Annotated in this window: 17 protein-coding genes; 14 read left to right on the forward strand and 3 right to left on the reverse strand. The window is 33.9% G+C overall.

Annotated features, from left to right (window positions below):
• Positions 1 to 179: 179 nt before the first annotated feature.
• Entirely contained in the window at positions 180 to 1190 is a 1011-nt protein-coding gene (locus QLQ94_RS22890; protein WP_482498639.1) for a hypothetical protein, read from the reverse strand.
• A complete protein-coding gene (locus QLQ94_RS22895) occupies positions 1171 to 5337 on the reverse strand; it encodes a hypothetical protein (RefSeq protein ID WP_482498641.1) in 4167 nt (1388 codons plus the stop codon). Before QLQ94_RS22895 ends, QLQ94_RS22890 begins: the two co-directional genes overlap by 20 nt.
• Positions 5338 to 5848: 511 nt before the next feature.
• Here QLQ94_RS22895 and QLQ94_RS22900 point away from each other — a divergent pair.
• The 9 genes from QLQ94_RS22900 to QLQ94_RS22940 all read left to right on the forward strand — a co-directional run bounded on the left by QLQ94_RS22900 (position 5849) and on the right by QLQ94_RS22940 (position 17890).
• Positions 5849 to 9688 carry a hypothetical protein gene (locus tag QLQ94_RS22900; RefSeq protein ID WP_482498643.1) on the forward strand — a complete coding sequence of 1280 codons (3840 nt, stop codon included), beginning with the start codon at positions 5849 to 5851 and terminating at the stop codon, positions 9686 to 9688.
• Positions 9689 to 9909: 221 nt separating this feature from the next.
• Positions 9910 to 10101: a hypothetical protein gene (locus QLQ94_RS22905; RefSeq protein WP_427402438.1), complete on the forward strand. Its 192-nt coding sequence runs from the start codon at positions 9910 to 9912 to the stop codon at positions 10099 to 10101.
• A 370-nt stretch (positions 10102 to 10471) separates the two neighbouring features.
• Positions 10472 to 13618, forward strand: coding sequence for a hypothetical protein (locus QLQ94_RS22910; protein ID WP_482498645.1), 3147 nt, complete (start codon positions 10472 to 10474; stop codon positions 13616 to 13618).
• A 469-nt stretch (positions 13619 to 14087) separates the two neighbouring features.
• On the forward strand, positions 14088 to 14282 hold the full coding sequence (locus QLQ94_RS22915) for a hypothetical protein (protein WP_482498647.1): 195 nt from the start codon (positions 14088 to 14090) through the stop codon (positions 14280 to 14282).
• Between the two features lie 25 nt (positions 14283 to 14307).
• A complete protein-coding gene (locus tag QLQ94_RS22920) occupies positions 14308 to 14778 on the forward strand; it encodes a hypothetical protein (protein ID WP_427402440.1) in 471 nt (156 codons plus the stop codon).
• 20 nt (positions 14779 to 14798) lie between these two features.
• Positions 14799 to 15356, forward strand: a complete 558-nt coding sequence (locus tag QLQ94_RS22925; RefSeq protein WP_427402441.1) for a DUF6046 domain-containing protein — start codon at positions 14799 to 14801, stop codon at positions 15354 to 15356.
• Positions 15349 to 16650, forward strand: a complete 1302-nt coding sequence (locus tag QLQ94_RS22930; RefSeq protein ID WP_427402442.1) for a hypothetical protein — start codon at positions 15349 to 15351, stop codon at positions 16648 to 16650. Before QLQ94_RS22925 ends, QLQ94_RS22930 begins: the two co-directional genes overlap by 8 nt.
• A 9-nt stretch (positions 16651 to 16659) precedes the next feature.
• The gene (locus tag QLQ94_RS22935; protein WP_271336240.1) at positions 16660 to 17667 is read left to right on the forward strand and encodes a hypothetical protein; all 1008 of its coding nucleotides are present in this window, start codon (positions 16660 to 16662) and stop codon (positions 17665 to 17667) included.
• Between the two features lie 7 nt (positions 17668 to 17674).
• Positions 17675 to 17890: a hypothetical protein gene (locus QLQ94_RS22940; RefSeq protein ID WP_271336241.1), complete on the forward strand. Its 216-nt coding sequence runs from the start codon at positions 17675 to 17677 to the stop codon at positions 17888 to 17890.
• Positions 17891 to 18008: 118 nt separating this feature from the next.
• On the opposite strand, the gene QLQ94_RS22945 is transcribed toward QLQ94_RS22940, so the two are convergent.
• Entirely contained in the window at positions 18009 to 18809 is an 801-nt protein-coding gene (locus QLQ94_RS22945) for an XRE family transcriptional regulator (RefSeq protein WP_271336242.1), read from the reverse strand.
• A gap of 281 nt (positions 18810 to 19090) precedes the next feature.
• Between QLQ94_RS22945 and QLQ94_RS22950 the strand changes: the two genes are divergently transcribed.
• The 5 genes from QLQ94_RS22950 (at position 19091) to QLQ94_RS22970 (ending at position 22761) form a co-directional block, all read left to right on the forward strand.
• Complete coding sequence (locus QLQ94_RS22950) at positions 19091 to 19666, forward strand: hypothetical protein (protein ID WP_482498651.1); 576 nt, start codon at positions 19091 to 19093, stop codon at positions 19664 to 19666.
• 100 nt (positions 19667 to 19766) lie between these two features.
• Positions 19767 to 19946, forward strand: coding sequence for a hypothetical protein (locus QLQ94_RS22955; protein WP_065450601.1), 180 nt, complete (start codon positions 19767 to 19769; stop codon positions 19944 to 19946).
• 306 nt (positions 19947 to 20252) lie between these two features.
• Entirely contained in the window at positions 20253 to 21428 is a 1176-nt protein-coding gene (locus QLQ94_RS22960) for a DUF2586 domain-containing protein (protein WP_482498653.1), read from the forward strand.
• A 139-nt stretch (positions 21429 to 21567) separates the two neighbouring features.
• Complete coding sequence (locus QLQ94_RS22965) at positions 21568 to 21993, forward strand: hypothetical protein (protein ID WP_035684757.1); 426 nt, start codon at positions 21568 to 21570, stop codon at positions 21991 to 21993.
• 423 nt (positions 21994 to 22416) lie between these two features.
• Positions 22417 to 22761, forward strand: a complete 345-nt coding sequence (locus tag QLQ94_RS22970; RefSeq protein ID WP_271336246.1) for a hypothetical protein — start codon at positions 22417 to 22419, stop codon at positions 22759 to 22761.
• Positions 22762 to 22771 lie beyond the last annotated feature (10 nt).

Consider the following 22771-nt stretch of genomic DNA (forward strand, 5'->3'; position numbering starts at 1 on the left):
GTATCCTGTGCTTCCCTGTTTAAATAATCTACGAGAGCAAAAAAAGTATTAACTCATATTTTGCTTTACGCTAAAATAGGATATTCTTTTAAACAAAAAAACTACCTGTTTTAGAGGTAGTTTTAACTTATAAAAATTGTAAAGCATATTAACATTACATTTATTCAGTTAATGTTTTATTATTTTATCAACTCTGATATTCTCTCATTAGCTGATTGATCATCAATTCTATAAATTTTACAATCTGTAATTTCGTGATTCTTATTTAAAATAAATATAGCACTTATTTGGTCTGCTCTGTTTAAATTACAAATCAACAGTATATTACTTTTATTTGAAACTTTTCCTAAAACATTCAAACTTTTATCTTTCTCATTATATCGTTTGATCGAGTCGTAAAATAATTTGTACACCTCTTTAGAATGACTTTTGGAAAACAAAATGTTTTTAATATCCTTTTCATCTATATATGTGATATTTGAAGAAGTAAAATCATCTGATTCTAAGTATGACTTGAGATTAACATTATCACTCACTAAAGCTGTTTTTCTTATAATATATTCAAGTCTGTCCGGAGCAACCATTTTTTCTTCATCAGGAGGAGTAAACTGATCAATAATTTCAAACTTGCCTTTATCATTAACCTTATAATCTACATAAGCATGAAAAGGTTTGCCGGATTCTATTTGACAATGAATAATACCTTTTTTATTAATGTAAACGCTGGATGTACATTGACAGATTTGTTGATTGAATTTTGATAAGTCTAAAAAATCTACTAGTTCATCTTTCGAATTGTAATTTAATAAAGTGTAAACTGATTCCAAAGTGGAAATTATTACGGTATTATAATTGGAATTTAAGTTGACTCTTCTTTTAATTCTAATCCACTCAAAAGATTTCTCATCATTATACTTCAATTTTTTAAATTGTTGTAAATCTTGACTTTCTAAAACCATCTTATCAAATAATAATGATTTATATCGAAATTTATTTTTGCCTAAATTAATATCCTCCCCAAGATCATCACCTTCATAATCAAGCCGTAATGTATCATGAAATTTTATTAATTCGATATCATTAATGCTAAGTACATTACTTTTAGATTCTTTTTTTATAGATTCTTTTTTACACCCAAGCAGAATAAATAATGTGCAAATAATTGTTATTCTATAAATAATACCATTCATAATAATTAAATTTAATTTTATCTTTTTTAAGTTGTTCCCATAACCAAAGATTGGACTCTCCTTTTAATATGGAATTATTTGAATAATTTTTACCTCCATTGTATCCGCCCTTATTCCCTTTTTCTTTTCTTATCTTAAAACTCTGTATTTTTCCATATGGATCATCAACGATTATTCCAATGTCATTTACATCTACTACCCTGACAATATGTCCCAACAAAGACATACAAACACCATAACCTTTATTTAATTTATCTTCTAACATTTTTTTATGAGTCTTTTTATCATAGATCCCTCCAACACCTATAAACCCACCTTTAATTCCTAGTTCATTTGCTATTTTTACCCTGGTATTAGCTTCATATCTACTATCGTCTCCTTGTTTTAGAATGTCTCTAATCATAGTCATCATAAAATCTTCCATCTTCATATTAGGATCTGGAGCAGGGTTCATCTGACCTAAATATTGTAATGCAATCGATTCACTAGTTACATTACACATTGTATCGGCTAGTTTCTTATATTTTGCATCTCTTTGGCTATTATACTCTGCAAAATACTGCAAAATACGGTAAGCTTTTATTTTCTCTTCATTAGTTTGCAACTTGTCAATAAGCTTTCTAATTTCTTTTATTTGTCTAGCGCTAAAATAACAGAAGGTTAACGAGGTGTCCAAATTAAAAATTTCTTTTGGATTGCTCATTATTAAACTATAAGATTTATTCATTAAGACAGTATTTTTTGAATATTGTCCTTCTATTTCATTTTCTTCTAACGCTTCTCTAACTTCCCAGACATAAGTCTTTCCACCATCTTTACCTACTGACTTCCCATTTTCATCAATTTCATCAGCTTCTCTCAAGAAAGGTTTGTTAGCTCTATAAGCAGCTTTTGGATCACCATATACGACTTCATTATCTAAATGTCCTATTCCTGCAGCAGTGGGATAATTTACAGATAAATAAATATCTGTTGCGGTCTTTAATTCATTTTTACTCTTTAATAAAAACCATTTCTCAACATAATCTAACTGCTCTTCAGCTGTCATATTAAATAGTACAGAACGCTTTACTTTTAAATCTTTTGAAGCATCTATCCCAAATTGTATTAATCCTACGAATCCAGCTTTTTTATTATCGTCCATAATTTTCCCGAAAGTACCTGCTTTTGGAGAAAAAGATAAATTAGTTTCAAAAGCTATAATATTCATTAATACATTTGGAGAAAATGGAATTCCTTTTTGTTTTTCTATATTTTTACAAATTTGTACTACTTTTACTCTAAATTCCTTACTTACTTTAGATCCCCAAATCAATTGTGGATCATTTTCATCAAGTATTTCTTCATTATCTTTATTCGTACCAACACCCATAACCATAGTCAACAATTTATCTGTCAAATGCTTCGTAGAATATCCTTCAATACCAACATAGTACTTTATTTTTGTCCCCTTTTTCAATTTCTTATTAAGGTTTTTCAAAATAAAACTGGTTATTGCGACTCCTTCAGAATTTATTATTACTGCGTTGCTATAAGTTGGTTTCTCTCCCACTTTATGGGCTGTCAACACAATTTCTTTTCCAACCATATTTTGCGTTTTAGCTACAATAGTTACAACTGCTCCATTTTCGCCAAACGGAATTTCATCTTGTGTTGTTACTCTATTGCTATCATACATAAAATAGGCATCAAGGATTTTTGCATATGTTGTAACGGACAAAAGGGTATCAGATTCATAATTAGCCGGGACCTTAAATGGACATGGTTTCCCGTTCTGGATTCCTAATAATTTAAATCCAATTTTGGCAATTTTACCGTTTTCAAATCCGATGAGTTTCCTGAAATCAGAATCAAATTTTATTTCTTTAAAAATAACCCCTTCTCCATTGGTCTTTACATCTAAATAATGTTTTGTTTTTTTGTTATTGAGATAAAAATATATTCTGACAGTTTGATTACTGTAATACGGAATTGCAGCTTTGATCCAATTACTTTCACCTGAAAAACCTGAGGTTATTTTTTTGCTTCCACCGCTCCATGCCCAATAAGTTGCTGTAACTTGTGGCTGTTTTACTTCTATTTTAAAAATAGAATTCGATTTACTGCCTTTCTGAATGTCACTATAAGCTTCTACTGTATAATTTCCCACTTTTTGAGGAATCGGAACATCGTAGAAACCCCATTGGTGAAAATATTCTTTTTTAGGATTTTTATCTTTATTCATTATTGCTGTACCTGGTGACAAGTAGGGTTTATTATTAGCATCATAAATCATCCATTTTACATCTTCTTTTTCTTCATCTGTAGGAGGATTTATTTTAAACGTTTTGGCTTCTAAAGTCAACTTTCTATTTGGATCACCTAATAAAAACACACCTGTAGCTGATGCATCTTTTACGTAACCAATACTCGTCACTTCATTTTTAATTACTGAGATTTTAGATTCTTTACTTAATGCATATTGATCTTTACTGGTTACTTTAATTTTATATTCGCCCAATTCAGGCAAGGCTAGTTTAATGATACCTCCTGCATCTAATTCCAGTTCCTCAGAAATTTCAGTTACTTTATTGGCTGTTTTCTTTTCTAGCTGATAATAAAGTTTTAACGGATTTAATGTTTTTACTTTGGTATTTTTCAGGTTTACTTTAAACAATTGCTCTTTTACAGAAGCTCTTGTGAAACTGTCTTTAAATGGAGATTTAATCTCAATTTGCTGGGCAACTATTTCTAATTCTATAAAAGTAGATGTTCCGGCATTTTTGCTGCCTTTTATTGTAGGTTTGTAACCATAGGCATCAATTCTGTAAACGCCGGCTGTATCGAAATTATAACTAAATGAAGTTCCCTCATTTACAAAAACAATTCCTTCATCTTTTTTGTTTTGAACATTACGAACAATCCAATTGATATCTTCTTTTTTATACAGGTTTTGGTTTATAAATTTTTCATCAAGGAAAAATTCCAGGCTTTCTCCAATAATAAATGACTTTGCCGTTGTGTTTTTAATTTTTACCGCACCTTTATCTACTGCACTTCCACGAATTTCTTCGTTGTTTATTTCTCTTAGGAATACATAAACGTCTTCTCTTCCTATTGAAGCATATAATTGGTCAGCACTTAAATTAGGATATATCTTTGTTTTGGTAGTTATTGTGATCGTATTGGGTAATGCACTCAATCCTTCTACTTCTTTCAGCAGTAAAAACAGTTCGTCGTATTGTTCAAAAAGGTTTGCAATATTAGTTTTATCATCGCCTAATTGTTTTTTGATTGTTTCCCAACGCGTTTTATTTTTCACAGAAATTGTTCCGTTCAGTATGTTAGCATCAATTGCTTCAATCATTTTTTGACGAACGGTTTCCCAGTTAAAGTTTTGACTTTCTACAGTAATTTTAGCAGACTGTTTTAGCTGGTCATACATTTTAGTAAATAGCATGTCATCTGGTTTACCATCAAAATCTTTGGCAGTCGCTCCTTCATCAAAAGCTTTAGCAATGTTTCTCCAATACGCTGTTTCGACAGTATTATTTGCTGCCATTGCAGCTTCTAATCTCTTTTTTATTTCTGCTCTAACAACTTCTGTTTTTGGCTCGTTATTATTTGTCTGAAGTGTTTGAGAAACCGTTAGCGTCTCTTGTGCTGCGACACTTGTATACGTTTGCGTTGTTGTTCCGCTGCTAAAATTGAGCGTATTACTTTCTGCCCCTGATGTTGGAGGCGTAGTGTTGTCTGAAGTTGCAGAGCTTCTTGTTGTTCTGCCAGTGGTATCGATAACGTCTCCTCCGATTAGAGTGCCTGAAGTTGATGTTGTCGGTAAAGAAATAGTAGCTGACGAAACATCCAGATTTGACACTGTTCCTCCGGAAACCAAAGGAGTATTGCCAATCGACAGTGCTGTTTTTTTGATTTCAGCAGTAGTATCGATGGCGCCTCCTTCGGTTGAGGCAATAGTATTGTTGGCAATAGCAGCGGCATTCTGTTTTTTTTGCTCCTGCCATTCCTGTACTATATCTTTTTGCTGGCTCATTTCTTTCGAAACTTTGGCCAGCTCTTTTATGATGGTTTTCGTTAAGTCTTCTGAGGCTTTTATATCAGCACTATTTTGTATGGAAAGATTGAAATTATGGATTGCATTTTTACTCATCTCTTGGTGTTTTTCTGGGTGTAAAAATAGTATCAATGTTTGCAATTTCTAAACTTCAAGACACTTGTATTCAGTAGTTTCAGCAAGTTATCGTTTTACTGAAACTACTGAATTTACAAGGCTTTTTTTAGTTCATTTTGTATTCTTCTGTCCTACTTTTACACCCTCAAAAATTAAATAGTGATATTCCTTTTATCGAACAATAATTCAAAAAGGCTTCTCTTATTTTTCAAAAAAAACAATCATCACACTATATATTAATCACACTAAAACAGCAGCCATTATGGATTATGTATTATCAACAGGCATGTCAAAAATGCCTAAAATACCCGACAAGAGTAATTCACAACTTTTCTTAATCACATATTTAGAAAAAAGATTCCAGACAGGAAATTTAACCCTACCCTAAATTGAAAAGGAACACAACTACAAGATCTGTTGTTCGTCTCCATACTGAAGAAGATTCAACTTATCAAAATCAAATAATTACATCATTTAAAAGAAAAAAAATATGGCTTTACAAACATTAAATACCATAAAACAATGGTTTAAAACGGGTTTAAAACCAACACAAACTCAATTTTGGGATACCTGGGATTCCTTTCGACATAAATTTGATAAAATCCCTGTAAAAGAGGTCGAGGGATTGGACGAATTACTCCTTTCAAAAGCTGACAAAACCGCTCTGGACAGCCACATCGCCGATAAAAATGCTCATGCACCACAAGTAAATACGGATTGGAATAGTGAGTCCGGTTTTAGTCAATTACTTAACAAACCTGAATTTAAAACTATCAATGGAGAGCCATTGACAGGTGGTGGAAATATAATTATTGAAGCAGGCGGATCCCAGAATTTACAAACAACTTTAGCCAATGGTAATGAAACCACAAACAGCATAATATTTAACGATGACTATTATAATTGGCTAAAAACAAGCATAGATTCGAGATCTATACGTTTAACGGATAGTAATTCAGATATGTTAGTAGCTATTGATTCTGCTGGTGTTGTTACACGAGATGATAGTCAACATGTTTCGCTAAATCCTCAAGGGATATTTTTTAATCGGGATACTGCTGATACTGCTGAATCGTATTTACGAATTAATGAATCTTCTACAGGCGTTAGCACAGTAAATTTACCTGTAACTAAAGGTAAGGAAATAACATTAGCTGCTACAGATGATTTTAAAACAATCAACGGAGAATCTATTGTTGGAGAAGGTAATTTAGACATTGAACCTCGAGGTCTAAAGTCCGTTTTAGATGCAGATCCGACTGCTTCTTATGGCCAAAGTAAAGCAACTGTTATGGGCGATTACGGCAATTCGAAATATAATGAGCTTATCGTTTCTGATGAAACCGAAAAAACAGGGATCTATCAGTTAAAAAATCAATTATCATTTGACCATACTGTGTTAGATTCTAATGACATAGGGAATATAACGCTTTCAGAAGGCAATGTTATATTAACCAGGGATAAATCTAATAATCAGACGGTTGTCGATATATCTGATCCTGTCGCTAATACGCAATTAAGGTTTCCGGCAAAATCAGAAGAAGGTAAAACATACACGATAGCTACTACAGAAGATTTTAAAACCATTAATGGAGAATCTATTGTAGGTTCAGGTGATATCCTTATCAGTGGAGGTGCCGGAGACATCCCTACTCTGCAAGAAGTATTAGATAAAGACAGAAATGCGACAAATGCAAGTATAAATCTCTTATCAGAGGACGAAGAATCGCAAACAACGGTACATGAGGGTGGTCTAAATATTTCGGCCAAAGCAGAAACCGGTTTTCTTATTACCGATATTAATAAACTGGGAGTTTCAGTAAGTAAAGACGAAGAAACTACTTTCGTAAATGTATTAGCTGATGAACTATCATTAAATAAAAATCTATCAGGAAATCCGGTTAAGCAAGGCATTGTATTAAATGAGGAGAGTTCCGGAGCTTCTACAATCAAGCTGCCTCTGACTTCAGATGGTAATGTAAAAACTTTGGCAACAACAGAAGATTTTAAAACCATTAATGGGGAATCTATTGTTGGAGAGGGAGATATTGTTATTAGTGGTACAACTTTATGGAAAGCTGGCACAGTTAGTACTTCCATAACAACAGTTGATGGTGATAATGAAGCTAGTGGAACAAAATCAATAGCTATAGGCCACCAAACAGCAGCAAGTGGCTATGCTTCGTATGCAGAAGGCTCATTCACTCAATCATCAGGAAATAATAGTCATGCAGAAGGGAACGAGACCACTTCTTCCAGTAGCGCATCACATTCTGAAGGATATCAAACAAGTGCACAAGGCCCATATTCACATGCAGAAGGGCAAGCAACAAAAGCATTTGGGACTGGATCACATTCTGAAGGCTACCAAACAATTGCACAAGGCATATATTCACACGCAGAAGGTAAACAAACAACAGCATTAGGTGATTATTCACATGCAGAAGGTAATCTAACTATAGCTCTAGGAGAAAATTCACATGCTGGAGGTAATGAATCAGAAGCTAATGGTCTATACTCATTTGTTCATGGAAATAACTCATTTGCTAATAACGAAAATACAATAGTATTAGGTGCTAACATAACTGGCATAGAAAGCGATACAACATACGTTGACAAATTAAATATAAAATCTGTACCAGCCGGTACATTAGATAGAAGTTTAGGAATTGATGTAGATGGTAATGTTATTGCGGGAAACGTTGGAGGTGTTGGGTCTCAAACATTTGACCAAATATTAGATGCAGGTAATACTGCAATAGGTAAAACTATGGTATTAAATTACCCTAACGAAGCTACCAGTACATTGAACGGATTTAATATTTCTGTTGACAATCAAAGAGGCAATTCAGTTACAACGTCTCCTAACATAATTAGTGTAGAAAGTAGAAATCAGAATAAGAGAATTAGCATACTATCTGATCAGATAGAGTTTTATAACTCTCTGAATGAATCTGATAAAGTACGCTTAGCATCCAGGGGTATAGAACCAAACGCTACAGGTACAATTTACTTACCTACATTAAAAACAGGACCAAATAGTAGAACCTTAGCAGCAACAGACGATTTTAAAACTATTAATGGGCAATCTATTCTAGGAGAAGGTAATATATATATAACAGGAGATCAAGGTCTTGATCAAGTATTATCGAGAGGTAATGTTTCAGAAAAAGTTATTTTTATAACAGATGGAGACTATAAGACTACTCTGGGTAGAGGTGCTATAAAACTTGATGGTCTTTATAACAATGAAGCTTCTACTATTACGCCAAACTCTGTAAATCTTCAAAGACAAGAGGTTAATATAGAGTTAAAAGCGTCTTCCGACATAGCTGGAAGTTATATACAAACTTTACAGTCTAAATCCGGAATAATAGCTACTACAGATGATTTGACGCCTTATGCTTTAGATGCAAACGTTGTACATAAAACAGGTACAGAAGATCTTCATGGAAGAAAACGTTTTTTTTCAGATAACACCGAATCGGGAGGAATAGACATTTATGGATCTGTTTTTAATGGAGGTAAAATGCTTAATATTAGTCCAGGAAGTGGAGCTAACTCTTCAGGTATAGGTATTACTGTAAGTGGAGGAGCTAGAGGAATCGAGGTTGACGCAAGTTCAGAAGCAGGAGACGCAATATTTGTACAAGCAAGAAGTGGCAGCGCTGCTTTTGTAGCAAATGGAGGCACAGGATTTTCAGGAAATCTATTTTTAGGAACGAATAATGGATCTACCACGTCTAGTATTGATAAATTAGGAAATGGATTTTTTAATGGTAACGTAGGTATTGGAATATCAAAACCTTTAAGCGTAGGTGGTGGCTCAAAATGGCTTACTATTGATGGCACGACATCATACGGAGGTGGCTTTATTTCTTCTATCAATGGAGTAGGAAAAGGTTTTTACTATTATGATAATGGTTTCGCCAAAGTTCAAGCAGACGGAGGATCAGGTATAAGACTTGTAGTTGGTGGAACTAATGCATTGACAGTTTTACCTAATGGTAATACATTAGTAGGAACAACAACAGACAACGAGGCAAAATTTCAAGTGAATGGAACTATTTCCACAACAGGGATAGTATCAAACTATATTGCTAATAATGCATTAGTAGTATATAATTCAATGACTAACTATACATCTTTAAACACGTTTGGAGATTCTGAAAATGTAGCAGGTAATGTGGGCTTTTATAGTCTTGAATCTTTAAGATACAATAGTACAGACGGAGTTCAGAAAATTACTTATATAAACGGTGCTAACGCAGGTAAACTATATGTAAGGGTTAAAAGCGAAGGTACTTGGTCGGCTTGGGTAGAGAAATAATAATTAAATATAAATAATGAACACAATAAAGCAAGTAGTAGCAAATCTACTAGGAGATTTTACAGCAGACTTTTACATAACATATTTCATCTTCGTTATGCTCGGTATTATACTTATCTTGAGAATACAAGCTTTGAATAGAGATAAATTATCAGATAGTACTCCTATCAAATTCAGCTACGACTAAATACTTATAATAAAAACAACCTCAAATTAATCATATGAATAAATCAAAAATCACCGTAATCATTAGCCTTTTAATTGTTTTAACTGGCTTAGTTGATACAAAATTCGATCTTTTGCAAGATGCAGGATTATCATTAGTAAACATTAACCGAATCAAATTGTTGGGGCTGTTTTTATCAGCGGCATTACCAAGTATTACTTCTTTATTTTCGACCGAAGAAAGGTAGAAAAGTCAAATGGCAGGAATAAAAAAATGTTTTAACAAGCAGCAATAATACTTTGCCTTTATTTTAAAATGAAACATCCAGGATAAAAAGAAAAAATAAAATCTTTGATAATTCCTGGGTGTTTTCTTAACGACTTAAAATCGTTATTTTTTTCTAATGAAACTACAGAAAGCACTCATCTCATTTTTCTTTTTTATGGGGCTTTCCATACTACTTTTACACGCTCATAAACCGAATAACCGTGTTCATCTAAACACGTCAATTCGCAAATTTTCAGGATGTTTTATAAGAACATCCTCCTCTCCTACTTAGAGAAAATGATTCTGCCTGAATTAAACATTAATAGCAATAAATAACAAACACAAAAAACATGGCTTTACAAACATTAAATACCATAAAACAATGGTTCAGAACGGGTTTAAAACCAACACAAACTCAATTTTGGGATACCTGGGATTCCTTTCGACATAAATTTGATAAAATCCCTGTAAAAGAGGTCGACGGGCTTGACGAATTGCTCTTATCTAAAGCTGACAAAACAATTTTAGACCAGCACATCGCCGATAAAAACGCTCATGCACCACAAGTAAATACGGACTGGAACAGCGAATCGGGCTTTAGCCAATTACTTAACAAACCTGAATTTAGAACTATTAATGGGGAAACTATTCTTGGAACTGGGGATATAATTATTGAAGCTGGCGGAGATATTCCAACATTACAACAGGTATTAGATACAGATAATAAAGCAAATAAAGGGATTATATTAACAAGCGGATCAAATACTGCTCAGATAAATCCAAATTATATATTTTTAGATAACAACAATGCTACAATACAATTATCTACCGCATTAGACCGTAATTCATCTAATGAGACAATAGAATCAGGTGAGATCATTTTAGGATCTGCAAATGCTGCAACACTTCAAAGACAAGGAGACGCGTGTATTAGACGTAATCCTAATTCAAAAGGAACTACTGTATTTAAACTTAAGGAAACTAATGACGAAGAAGTCTATACCTTAGCCACGACAGACGATTTTAAAACCATTAACGGAGAATCTATTCTTGGAGAAGGTAATTTAGACATCGAACCTCAAGGTCTAAAATCCGTTTTAGATGCAGATCCTACTGCTTCTTATGGCCAAAGTAAAGCAACCCTGATGGGCGATTACGGTACTTCGAAATATAATGAGATTATCGTTTCTGATGAAACCGAAAAAACAGCTATCTATCAATTAAAAAATCAATTATCATTTGATCATACTGTATTAGATTCTAATGACATAGGCAATATAACGCTTTCAGAAGGCAATGTTATATTAACCAGGGATAAATCGAATAATCAGACTGTTATTGACATATCTGATCCTGTTGCTAATACTCAACTAAGATTTCCGGCAAAATCAGAAGAAGGCAAAACATACACGATAGCTACTACAGAAGATTTTAAAACTATCAATGGAGAATCTATTCTTGGAGAAGGAGATATCCTGATCAGCGGAGGTGCCGGAGACATCCCAACTCTGCAAGAAGTATTAGATAAAGACAGAAATGCTACAAATACAAGTATAAATCTCTTATCAGAGGACGAAGAATCGCAAACAACAGTACATGAGGGAGGTCTAAATATTTCGGCCAAAGCAGAAACCGGTTTTCTTATTACCGATATTAATAAACTGGGGATTTCAGTAAGTAAAGACGAAGGAACTACTTTCGCAAATATATCAGCTGATGAATTATCATTAAATAAAAATCTATCCGGAAATCCGGTTAAGCAAGGCATTGTATTAAATGAGGAGAGTTCCGGAGCCTGTACAATCAAACTGCCTCTTACTTCAGATGGGAATGTAAAAACTTTGGCAACAACAGAAGATTTTAAAACAATCAATGGAGAAACGATAGTTGGAGAAGGAGATATTACGATAGAAGGCGGAGGAAATCAGAACTTACAAAGCGTTGTTGATTTTGGTGGCAGAGTAAGTAAAGAAGGTTTCAACTTCCTCGATATATTAGAAGGGAGTTCCTATGACAGACATATTTGGGGCTCTGTAAACAATGGAAATAATCAGGGAAGTAGTTTTGCTATCTGGAACAATCAATCTTATTTTACAAATACATCAGGAAATGTAGATGGTCGAGTTGGTGTTTATGAAGGTAAGGCACAAATGACGAGAACCAGGTCAGGTGGCGGGAGTTCACATACGGTTACTATGGAATTTGATGCCGTGAATCCAACTTATGACGCAACAGTACTCATACCTGTACCTAAAACTTGGGGAACTTACCGATTAACTTTAGCAGATGATTTTAAAACAATCAATGGAGAATCGATAGTTGGTACAGGTGATATGGCAATAGGCGGAACTAGCCCAGATGCAACCACTACAGTAAAAGGCGTTGTAAAACTTACCGGAGATTTAGGAGGTACGGCAGATTTACCTACTACTCCTACAGCTTTACACAAAACGGGTAACGAAAGTTGGACAGGCCAAAAAAGTGCAGCGAATAGCGATGGTAGCCCCGCAACAGTTTTACAACTTATAAATAATTTTAGTACTAATACTAATGGTACTACTTTTGATTTAAAATCTATATCTGGATCTAATTCTATATTGATGGGTTTAGATTTACAAAGTTCAGTAGGCGGAAAAGGATTATTGATTAAAAACACAACAGCTAGTACAGTTGTTCCTATAACGGTTCAAAATAACCTTACAGACGTTTTTACAGTAGGCAAATTAGGAGATATAACAGGAAAATCTTTTATTAAAACAGGAGGTACAGCATCGCAATTTTTAAAAGCTGATGGATCTGTAGATTCAAATGTTTATACTAATGACGCAAATGTAATTCATAAAACGGGTGATGAATCTAAAAGCGGATTTTTAACACTTAATACAGGTTTAAAATTGGATAGTTCTTTTATATCCTGGCTTGGAAGCCCCTCGAAACCAACAGGTTCAGGATCTGCAACTATAACTGCCATAGGAAATGATATAGCTATAGCGTCTGGATCATCTTCACGACAATTTGCGACATTTAAAACTGATCTACTTAGTACGGCGCAAACTTATAGTTTCCCAAATAATAGTGGAGTAATAGCTTTGTTATCAGATATACCTACAAACGCCCCGGCCGGAACTTCAGGAAGTTATACCGCAACAGTCTCAGAAATAACTAATGTATCTATAAACGGGATAGGCAGAATGTCCAATTATATAAAAGTAGGAAATGTAGTTTCTGTTCAGGCTAACGTTAATTTGAACATCACTACGAGCTCTACATTATCGAGATTTAGAATATCATTACCTATAAATATTGCAGGCTCTGCAACTAATTTCTATTGCGGCCAAGGTACCGTATTCACTACTACCGCCGGAACTGCGGCATACCCGTGTCAGGTATATTTAAATGGAGGTACTGAAGCTATTGTACAATTTAACTCCGAAATAGGAACGGGGCCGAGAGATGTATCTTTCAATTTTCAGTACGATATAACAAAGTCCAATTAGACAATACTTTATCTCAAGACACCAACTAAAAAATTAGCTAATATTCAAAAATAAACTCTAATTAATTTTTAAACCCACACCCAAAATCGTCTGAGAATATTTATCTCTAATGATTTTGGGTGTTTTTTGTCTGCGAATAGCGGAGTGTAAAACTTATTCGAAAAATGTAGTCATAGAATTATTTTTTCAGAGAATAACAATTCTCCAAAATAGTCTAATTAAAAACCACAATCAATTATATCACAGAATATTAACACTATTTACATTCTACTGAAACTACTGAAAACGACAGCTCAATTTTTCGTTTTTCACCCACTTCTGCCCTATTTTTACATACTCTAATAACCACTATTAGCATCCCAAAACAGACATAATAATGCACTTTATTTTCATTTTTTTTTGAGAATGGATACCTCATCTGTAGACAATACCTTCAATAATCATATTAACCATTAAACATTCACCCATCATGGATTATACACCAAGAGACTTAGGAGAAACGCCTAAAACACCAGACATGAGAAATTTCAAAAATCCCTTGGGACAAACCACAGAGGGAAACATTTTTATAGAAAGTTTTAACATCACGCCTCTAAGCGTATCCGAAAAAAATGAGAGTCTCACCGAAGTCCTAAAAAAAGAAAGCAGAGACAGCAACATTTAATCTCACAATCTCTAAAACCATAAAAATGCCAGACCAAACAACACTGCAAAAACTAAAAGAAAAATACGGTACAGTATTAAAGCTGACCTCTGATGATCAAATAATTACTGCTTATTGCAAAAAGCCAACTTTCACTACATTTCTTAATTATCAAAATAAATACAAGGACAATCCCCATGAAGCAATTCTGTTTTTATTTCAGGAATGTGTCCTGGATACAGAAAATTACGATGATGAATTCATGCTTTCGGCAGGAAATTCTATTGTCGCCATGATCAAAAACGATAGTGAATTCTTCATCGATACAACACCGCAAAAAGACGAGTTCAAAAAATCAGCAGCACTTATTCGGTATGCTTTTCATGTCGATCCTTATCAATTAGCAATGGATGAGTTTTATAAACTGCTTGAAGAAGCTTTGTGGTTACAAAAACACAAAGAGAAAAGAATGGAAAACACATTCATGACCGCCTTTGCCCAAACATTTTCAAATTAAAAACAAAAAAATAAATCATTATGAAATTCAATTTTAATGTAAACGAAATTTTAGCCACCAAAGAAACCGAATATACAGGCATTAACTACAACGAATCAGAATCGAAAGATTTTATTATCGATAAAACCGGAGGCGAATTTAACCTGAGAGTCTTCGCTCCTTTGGTTTTTGAGCCATTGGTAAAAAAAGACCTTAATTTACCCAGTTTACGAATAGATGCTGTTACTGTCAACCTAAACCGTTCGAAAGTCATCAAAAAAGAAGGAATCGAAGGACGTGATTCAACCATCAAGGAACATATTACAAATGGTGATTTTAGTATTTCTATAGACGGACTAATCGCGAATGAAACCGGAGATGAATACCCAAAAGAAAAGCTTTTTTTACTGAAACAATTCCTGAATGCCCCTTATGCTCTAAGAGTAACGCATGCCATCTTAAACCGATTTGGTATTTACGAATTAGTGATCGACTCCTACGCTATCCCTTCGATTTCAGGAACAAAAAACATTCAAAAATTTACGGCCAGTGCTACATCAGATGAAACCGTTGAACTAATAATCAGAGACAATGCTTAACCTAAATGCCAAAATCAGAGTCTACGAAACGGTACGACTCATCCCCACTCCTAAATATTATGAATTTACTTATGTCAAAAATGTAGACATCAGCAGTTCGTACAAATCCCTTACGGATACGGCGACTATTGTAATGCCGCAAAAAGTATATACCGATACTAAAGGATTTGATCAAAACTTATTTGCCAACGCCAGCGGAGAAGAAAAATCAATTTACGATTTTTTTAAACTCGAAAATTTTATCGAAATATTTTTAGGCTATGATGGCGATTACAAACCGGCTTTCAGAGGTTATATCACAGGAGTACAAACTGATATCCATGCTGTCATTACCTGCGAGGATGCGATGTATGCGTTTAAAAAAGTAAAAGCCGTAAAAGACGATGATGTTCAGGATAAAAAGGATATTTTGAATATTGTAGCAACCAACCCTACAACAAATATTGAAAGCTTTAATCCTAAAACTTTCTTCGAAAAAAGAATCAAAGAACTAAAACTACCTTTTAAAGTAAATGCGCTTGACGAAGAATTGGGGAATGTCATGATTAACAGAAACCAAAGTTTAGCTCAGGTTTTCGAGATGCTTAAAGACAAAGGAATTTATACGTATTTTAAAACCGAAAACCTGGCTCCTGTACTTACAATTACGAATAACCCACAACAGCATACTACAGCCGAATTAGCCAGCTTTATTGATCGAAATTTCATTAAAAGTCCGTTAGCGGGAGCATTGGTCAAAAAACTAATCAACCAAGGACTTAGTCTTTTAAGTGCACAGTTCAATAAAATAGCGCAATCTGTTTCGGGAGGTTTTCTGGGAAAAGTACGTTTTAGATTTCGTTACAATATTATCGAAGACAAACTAGTCGCGGTAAATGAAACGACAAAGAATACCCGTACCAGAGTAGAAAAATACTTTAAAAATTCGAATACGCCAATTTATATCGAATTAGGTGATCCGAATGGGCAATTAGTCAAAACCCATGTATTGCATAATGACAACGATGATTTGCCTAATGATCCTGCGGCTTTCAAAAAAGCAACAACAGAAGTTGCTGCAGCATTGTACCAATATGCCGCTTCAAGGGCCATGCAATCGAAACCAAGCGGATTTGAAGGCTATTTCCTAACTTTTGGTGAACCATTCGTAAGACCTACAGACAAGGTAATTTTGGAAAACGCCAAGGACAAAGAAAAAAACGGCACTTTTCAGGTCGAAAAAGTAGAACGAAGTTATGGCGAAAACGGCTATAGGCAAAAGATTTATATAGGACGAAGAGTAGAAACAGTATAAAAACACAAAATGGGAAATATAACAGATTTAATAAAAGATGTCGCTGGTAAAAATCAAATTATTGAGACTTTTGCTGCAAAAGTCATCGAAATAAACACAGAAACAGCATCGCTCCATAATCCTGAAGATGCTTATACCGTAAACATCATGCGCGCTGATGGTGCCATACTTAAAAACGTACGATTGAAAGCTTCAATCCTCGATGCAGAACAAGGAATTATTATTATTCCTAAAAAAGACAGTTGGGTTTTGGCTACCATTATAGATGGAGTCGAAACGAGAGCGTTTGTTTCGCAATTTTCTGAAATTGAACGTTCTTTTATTCGATTCAAGAATGATGAAAATCAATATCTGGAAATCAATACTGAAGTAGATAAATTCCAAATGTTATTCAAACAATCCAGCGAAAATAATGCATCATCAACTGCAAAGCCTACTTACAAAAATATTGCTCAAATAGAATTTAGCGGCAAAAAAGATTCAAATATTACCACGTCTTTCTATGATGAAAATGGTAAAGAAATTGCTAAGAACATCTTTAATGGAAATCAGCAGCAAACTATTTTAAGTACTGTTAATGGTGAAGATATTAAAGAGCGTTTAAATTTCTCCCTTTCTTCTGGAGAAAATTCAAAGGCAGCAATACAATTTTTAGATAAAGAAGGTACTGAAAAACAAAAAATAACATTTGACGAATTACAGACCGAAATTAATCTCAATAAAGGAAATACCATCTTTAATTTAAAAGATAAAGAAGCAAAAGTCATCATTAAAGACGGTTTTGAAGCTTTAATTTCAGATACCAAAACTTCATTTATTAAGGGTAAATTAACTTTAGAAATGGATGATAAATTTAAAATTAATGCCGAAGGAAAAAATTTACTCACCGAGCTAAATGGGCTGATTGATGAAATAGTTAAAATTACCGTTCCCACACCAGTTGGTCCTTCAGGTCCTCCAATCAATTCTACTCAGCTTACAGGAATAAAAGAAAAATTAGCACAACTATTAAAATAAAATAACAATGGCTTTAAATAAATCAGGTTTAGAAGGATCAATAAAAGCTCTTTTAAAAGAGGAAAAAGAAAAAACAGATAACGCGTCGTCTATCGATAACCTTGCAGCAAAATTAGCAACTGCAATCGAGGCGTTTGTCAAATCAGGAACCGTAACCACCACAGTAACTACAACAGGTTCTGCATCAGCCCAAACCGGAACGGGAACCGGAAGCATTTCTTAAAAGTTCTCGTTTTAAAATGAAAAAGCACCTATTACGTTTCAACGTAAGAGATGCTTTTTTTTATTTTAAAAAATCTCAAAGTCTAATATTTCAAAGTCTCATTTTATTTAGAAAAATATTAGTTTAATTTTTTTCTCAAAGTCTCTTCCATTTCATAAAATTTACTTTCGAGATCGTGAATCTTTTCATAGATATTAATAGGATCGGGCATTTGCTTAGAAGCATACATGCTTGCGTACCAAACTTCCAGAATATCCTCGGCATAAATAGAATACATTGGGTAATTTCCGTCTCTGTTGTCGGATTTCAGGATTAATTTTCCACTTTCCCTGATTCGGTTTAAAACCCTTTTTACTACTACTCCATCATTCTTACTGATAATAACATAAATTCTTCCGTCAAGGATATCATCAAAATTATCGACGTATTTCCCAAAAAGGTAATCGCCGTCATGAATGGTTGTCGACATCGAGTTTCCTTTTATTTCAAAACATCTGTAGGTACCGTTTTTTAACATTGGCATACTGAATGACGGAAGACTTTCCATATATTCCGGATCAGAATAACCGTCTAAATAACCTGCTCTTGCTTTTACTCCGACAAAATTAATATTCTCCTCCCCGTCTTCATTTACCGTTATAATCTTAGGTAGATTCAGCCCCACTTCGCCAGTTGTTTTATTGGCGAAAATTTCATCACTATTTCCAAAAAAATAGTCCGGGTTTACATTACAATGCGTAATGATACTTTGCAGCAAATCAAAACCTGGCTTTGTCCTTTTTCTTTCTCCGTCAGACTGCAATCTTCCAATAGTGATACTATCTATTGTAGTACTGGTTACTCCTATTAACTTCGCAAATGAGTTATTATTTAACTTCAGCTCGTCTATAATACGTTTTATCTTAGTATGTATTTCCATGTTGTTGCATTTGTTTTAATTATGTAATATGTTTTAAACAATAATACACATTCCACTATATGTTGCAAAACTAAAAAATATATCATAAATAATAGCATTCTTTTCTATTTATTTTACGTAACAGCTGAACATAAAGACATTTAAAGCCTTTTTCTTACTGTATTACTCTAATAGTCAATATAAAAAACTAAATCATATTACTGAAATTACTGCATTTTTCATCGTAATATGTTGTACAAATCAAAACATATGTTGTATATTTGTCAAAAATAATCCACCATATGATTCTAAAAGATTTTTATACCGAAAAAAAGAACGCAATCGAAACAGAGTTCACTTCTAATGCACCAATAGTTCAACTTTATAGTGATGCCATTTTTAAAGATGCTATTGAAACACCGGTAGTAATGTTTAAATATGATACCGTAGACTGGGAAACATCTTCTGAAAAAAACTACAAAGCAGATGTATCATTTTGTCTGTATCTAATATTACCTGTAGCAACTATTTCTTCTACAAGTTATGCAAATGCGTTTGATATTGCCCAGCGAATAGACAAAGCAGTATTGTCTAAAAGCAACAGTAATGCTGCTATAGATACTAACTCAACGTTTAAGATAAGAGAAAAACAATGTACAAACGAACACACGTACTGGAACAAAAATGATTTTTTTATTTGGGAGATCACGTACAAAACCACCTTAATAGAAAATATCTTAAAAAAGAAATACATCCTTTTTAATAATGGTTTAAGTAATGAAGAACTGGAGGAATTAGGATATGACTTAGAATCTGGAATAATTGGAATAAACCCTAATCAGGTCGAAGGAAATATTGATTTAAAAACCACTACTTAATCTCAATAAGCAATCAAATAAAATTACATGGCATAAAAATACCGCAGCACACGAAGCCAAATCATAAATAAAATCAACCTATCTTTTTAAAACCCAAAACATGAAGAGAAGCAGAACACTATTAGACAAAAGGAGAGAGTATGTGATCAACTATCTAAATAGAAATCAAGCTAAACAAATGAAAGTTGTAGTATCTGAACTTTCGGATACTTTGTTCCTCACAGAGCGTACTATCTACACCATTATAAACGAAGGACTCGCTACAGAGGCCAGAGCTTAAAGCACTGAAACTACTGGTTTTGACGATTAAAAAAATTGGAAAAAGCAACCTTGAGCCTTAAATTTGTACTCGATATCAAAAGCAAGTTTATCTCCTGGCCAAGAACAGGATCCAATTGAAAAACCGGTTTTTATACCACGTCCAAAAATACCCTTTCTACTTTTTGGATTCCCGATTACGAATATCATTTTTAACATAATAAATAGCTGATTCATAACAAATTCAACAACTTGTTACGGCCCTTCTTTTGCCTTTTTTCGGGCAAAAAACAAGAACAAATTTTCAACACTTAAAACAATTTATATTATGAGTACATTAAACGATGTAGTGATTACCAAACTATCAGGCGGATTAGGAAGAAGAAGTCCGGAGCAGGACATGGTTTCAGGATTACTTTTTGATGAACCTACCGGGATTTTGCCTGAATTAAAATTAGAATTAGAATCTGACACAGTAAAACGTTTAGCATCATTAGAAGATGCCGAAGCCTTAGGTATTACAGAACAATATGATGTAAGTGGTCAGTCTGTTTACTATCAAATTCAGCAATTTTTCAGAATGAATCCTTCCGGTGATTTATATATTATGAAAACTGCTGCCACTTCTTATGAGGACATTGTTGCTAAAGCAATGGACATGCAGGAAAAAGCAAACGGAAATATTCGTCAAATGGCCATTATCTATTCCGGAGCAACCACATTTGCACAAACTCAAGCTGCAGTTTTAGCAGCGCAAACTCAAGCTGATCTTGCTTATGCAGATTATATGCCTTTTGAAATTATTTTAGAAGGAAAAGGTTTTACTGTTGATGCAGCTTCTTTAGCCGGATCAGATTCTGAAAACGTATCTGTAGTTGTGGCTATGGATTTGGAAAAAGCAAGTAAATACAAAAATTCAGCAGCAGTTGGATTAGCATTAGGTGCCATTTCTAAAGCAAAAGTATCTGAAAACATTGCCTGGATCGAAAAATTCAATCTAACTGGTGAAGGTTTTGCCAAAGCTGGTTTTGTAGGCGGAAAAGAAATTAAGGATCTTGGCACTTTAAGAGAATTAAACGAAAAAAGATTCATTTTTACAAAAACGCACACTGGTTTACCTGGTCTTTATTTTAACGACAGCCACACCTGTACTGTTGGAACTTTAGACTTTGCTTATGTCGAAAACAACCGTACAATCAATAAAGCTACTCGTTTATTACGTACCGCTTTATTGCCAAAATTGGCTTCTCCGGTTTTAGTAGATATTGATGGTAAACTGCCTCAATCTGTTTCAAAAAGCTTTGAAGGTTTATGCAGATCTGCTTTAGAAGGAATGGTAGGCAATCAGGAAGTTTCTGATTTTGATGTTTATGTTGATCCAAAACAAAACATTTTAGCCACTTCAGAATTAAAAGTAAAAGCTGAAATTACTCCAATTGGAACTGCCCGTAAAATTATGGTTGATTTAGGATTTAAAAATCCATTCGGAATCGATAAAGCATAATTTATACGATTTCTTATCATTCATTAACAACAAAAATTCACCACTACTATCACGATAATTGAGTTACTCTAAAAAACAATTAATCAAAATGATAGCTCCCGAGCGTTATCGGGATTATAAAAAACAAATCAAGATACATATGAATAAATTACCCTTAATTAACGGACAACAACACAGCTGGTCATCTATTGAAGTAAGTATTGCAGGTAATATCGTTACCGGAATTACAGCTGTAAACTATAGCGACTCAGTTTCTAAAGAAAACCATTACGGAGCCGGAGATATGCCGGTACACAGAGGTAGAGGAAAATACGAGGCAAAAGCTTCAATTACTTTATACAATTACGAAGTAGAAGCTATTTTAGCCGCTTTACCAAAAGGACAAAGATTGCAGGACATCAATCCGTTCAGCATCATTGTAAGTTACCTGGACGACAGTAACGAAGTAATCACACACACTGTTAGAAACTGCGAATTCAACTCAAACAGCAGAGGAATTAGTCAGGGAGATACTAAAATTGCGGTATCTTTTGACTTGATCTGTTCTCATGTTGAATGGAATTAATCATCCCGATAAATTCCTAACATTATAATACCCTTCCCTGTCTTTAAAACCGACTAAAAAGAGAAAACCAATATCAATTGCGGTATGCAAAAAAGGAGTTCAAAGAACATGATTTTTGCCAGCAAACTTATTCTATAAGCTCTTTATTAGTCCGCTTTAAGCAGGGCATCTTCTTCAAGAGGCTGCCTCGAGATTATTCAACCCCAAAACAATAACTCAGGCAGTCTCTTTTTTTTTAAAATCTGCATCTCTTAATAATTCAATTTCTATTAAAAATAAAACGTCAATCAGCAATTATAGCTGAATATGACATTTATGCATGTGTCCGCTAATTCTTTGTTATTGCAATAGAATAAACGCAAAAGACACCACTCAATCCGATACCAATTTACCCTATCATAAAAACAATAAAAGAATTTTAAAATGGAAACAGAAAACTCAAAAAACATCGACGTTCTTGACGGAAACATCACTCAGGCGCAACTCAACCAATGGAAATACAAACATAAAAAAGTAGTAAAACTGACCATTGCAGATGACGACAAAACGACTTTGTTTGCCTATTTTAAAAAACCGGATATGAGCATTCGTTCTGCCGTATTGCAAGCTTCTAAAATGGACGAGTTTAAAGCTCTCGAAGTATTATTCAAAAACTGTTATTTGGGCGGCGATGCCAAAATAGAACAAGAAGACGATTTACGTCTCAATATTACCACAGCATTCTCAGATCATATCCAGCCGAAACCTGTTAAAGTAGAAATACTGTAACAACACCTTT

The organism is Flavobacterium sp. B114r, from assembly GCF_056824125.1.

Bases quoted from the DNA above. Each gene is read 5' to 3' on its own strand.
- QLQ94_RS22930 (WP_427402442.1), top strand. From the start codon at position 15,349: ATGCTTAACCTAAATGCCAAAATCAGAGTCTACGAAACGGTACGACTC.
- QLQ94_RS22950 (WP_482498651.1), top strand. From the start codon at position 19,091: ATGATTCTAAAAGATTTTTATACCGAAAAAAAGAACGCAATCGAAACA.
- QLQ94_RS22905 (WP_427402438.1), top strand. From the start codon at position 9,910: ATGAATAAATCAAAAATCACCGTAATCATTAGCCTTTTAATTGTTTTA.
- QLQ94_RS22920 (WP_427402440.1), top strand. From the start codon at position 14,308: ATGCCAGACCAAACAACACTGCAAAAACTAAAAGAAAAATACGGTACA.
- QLQ94_RS22925 (WP_427402441.1), top strand. From the start codon at position 14,799: ATGAAATTCAATTTTAATGTAAACGAAATTTTAGCCACCAAAGAAACC.
- QLQ94_RS22890 (WP_482498639.1), bottom strand. From the start codon at position 1,190: ATGAATGGTATTATTTATAGAATAACAATTATTTGCACATTATTTATT.
- QLQ94_RS22970 (WP_271336246.1), top strand. From the start codon at position 22,417: ATGGAAACAGAAAACTCAAAAAACATCGACGTTCTTGACGGAAACATC.
- QLQ94_RS22940 (WP_271336241.1), top strand. From the start codon at position 17,675: ATGGCTTTAAATAAATCAGGTTTAGAAGGATCAATAAAAGCTCTTTTA.
- QLQ94_RS22935 (WP_271336240.1), top strand. From the start codon at position 16,660: ATGGGAAATATAACAGATTTAATAAAAGATGTCGCTGGTAAAAATCAA.
- QLQ94_RS22960 (WP_482498653.1), top strand. From the start codon at position 20,253: ATGAGTACATTAAACGATGTAGTGATTACCAAACTATCAGGCGGATTA.
- QLQ94_RS22910 (WP_482498645.1), top strand. From the start codon at position 10,472: ATGGCTTTACAAACATTAAATACCATAAAACAATGGTTCAGAACGGGT.
- QLQ94_RS22915 (WP_482498647.1), top strand. From the start codon at position 14,088: ATGGATTATACACCAAGAGACTTAGGAGAAACGCCTAAAACACCAGAC.
- QLQ94_RS22955 (WP_065450601.1), top strand. From the start codon at position 19,767: ATGAAGAGAAGCAGAACACTATTAGACAAAAGGAGAGAGTATGTGATC.
- QLQ94_RS22945 (WP_271336242.1), bottom strand. From the start codon at position 18,809: ATGGAAATACATACTAAGATAAAACGTATTATAGACGAGCTGAAGTTA.
- QLQ94_RS22900 (WP_482498643.1), top strand. From the start codon at position 5,849: ATGGCTTTACAAACATTAAATACCATAAAACAATGGTTTAAAACGGGT.
- QLQ94_RS22965 (WP_035684757.1), top strand. From the start codon at position 21,568: ATGAATAAATTACCCTTAATTAACGGACAACAACACAGCTGGTCATCT.
- QLQ94_RS22895 (WP_482498641.1), bottom strand. From the start codon at position 5,337: ATGAGTAAAAATGCAATCCATAATTTCAATCTTTCCATACAAAATAGT.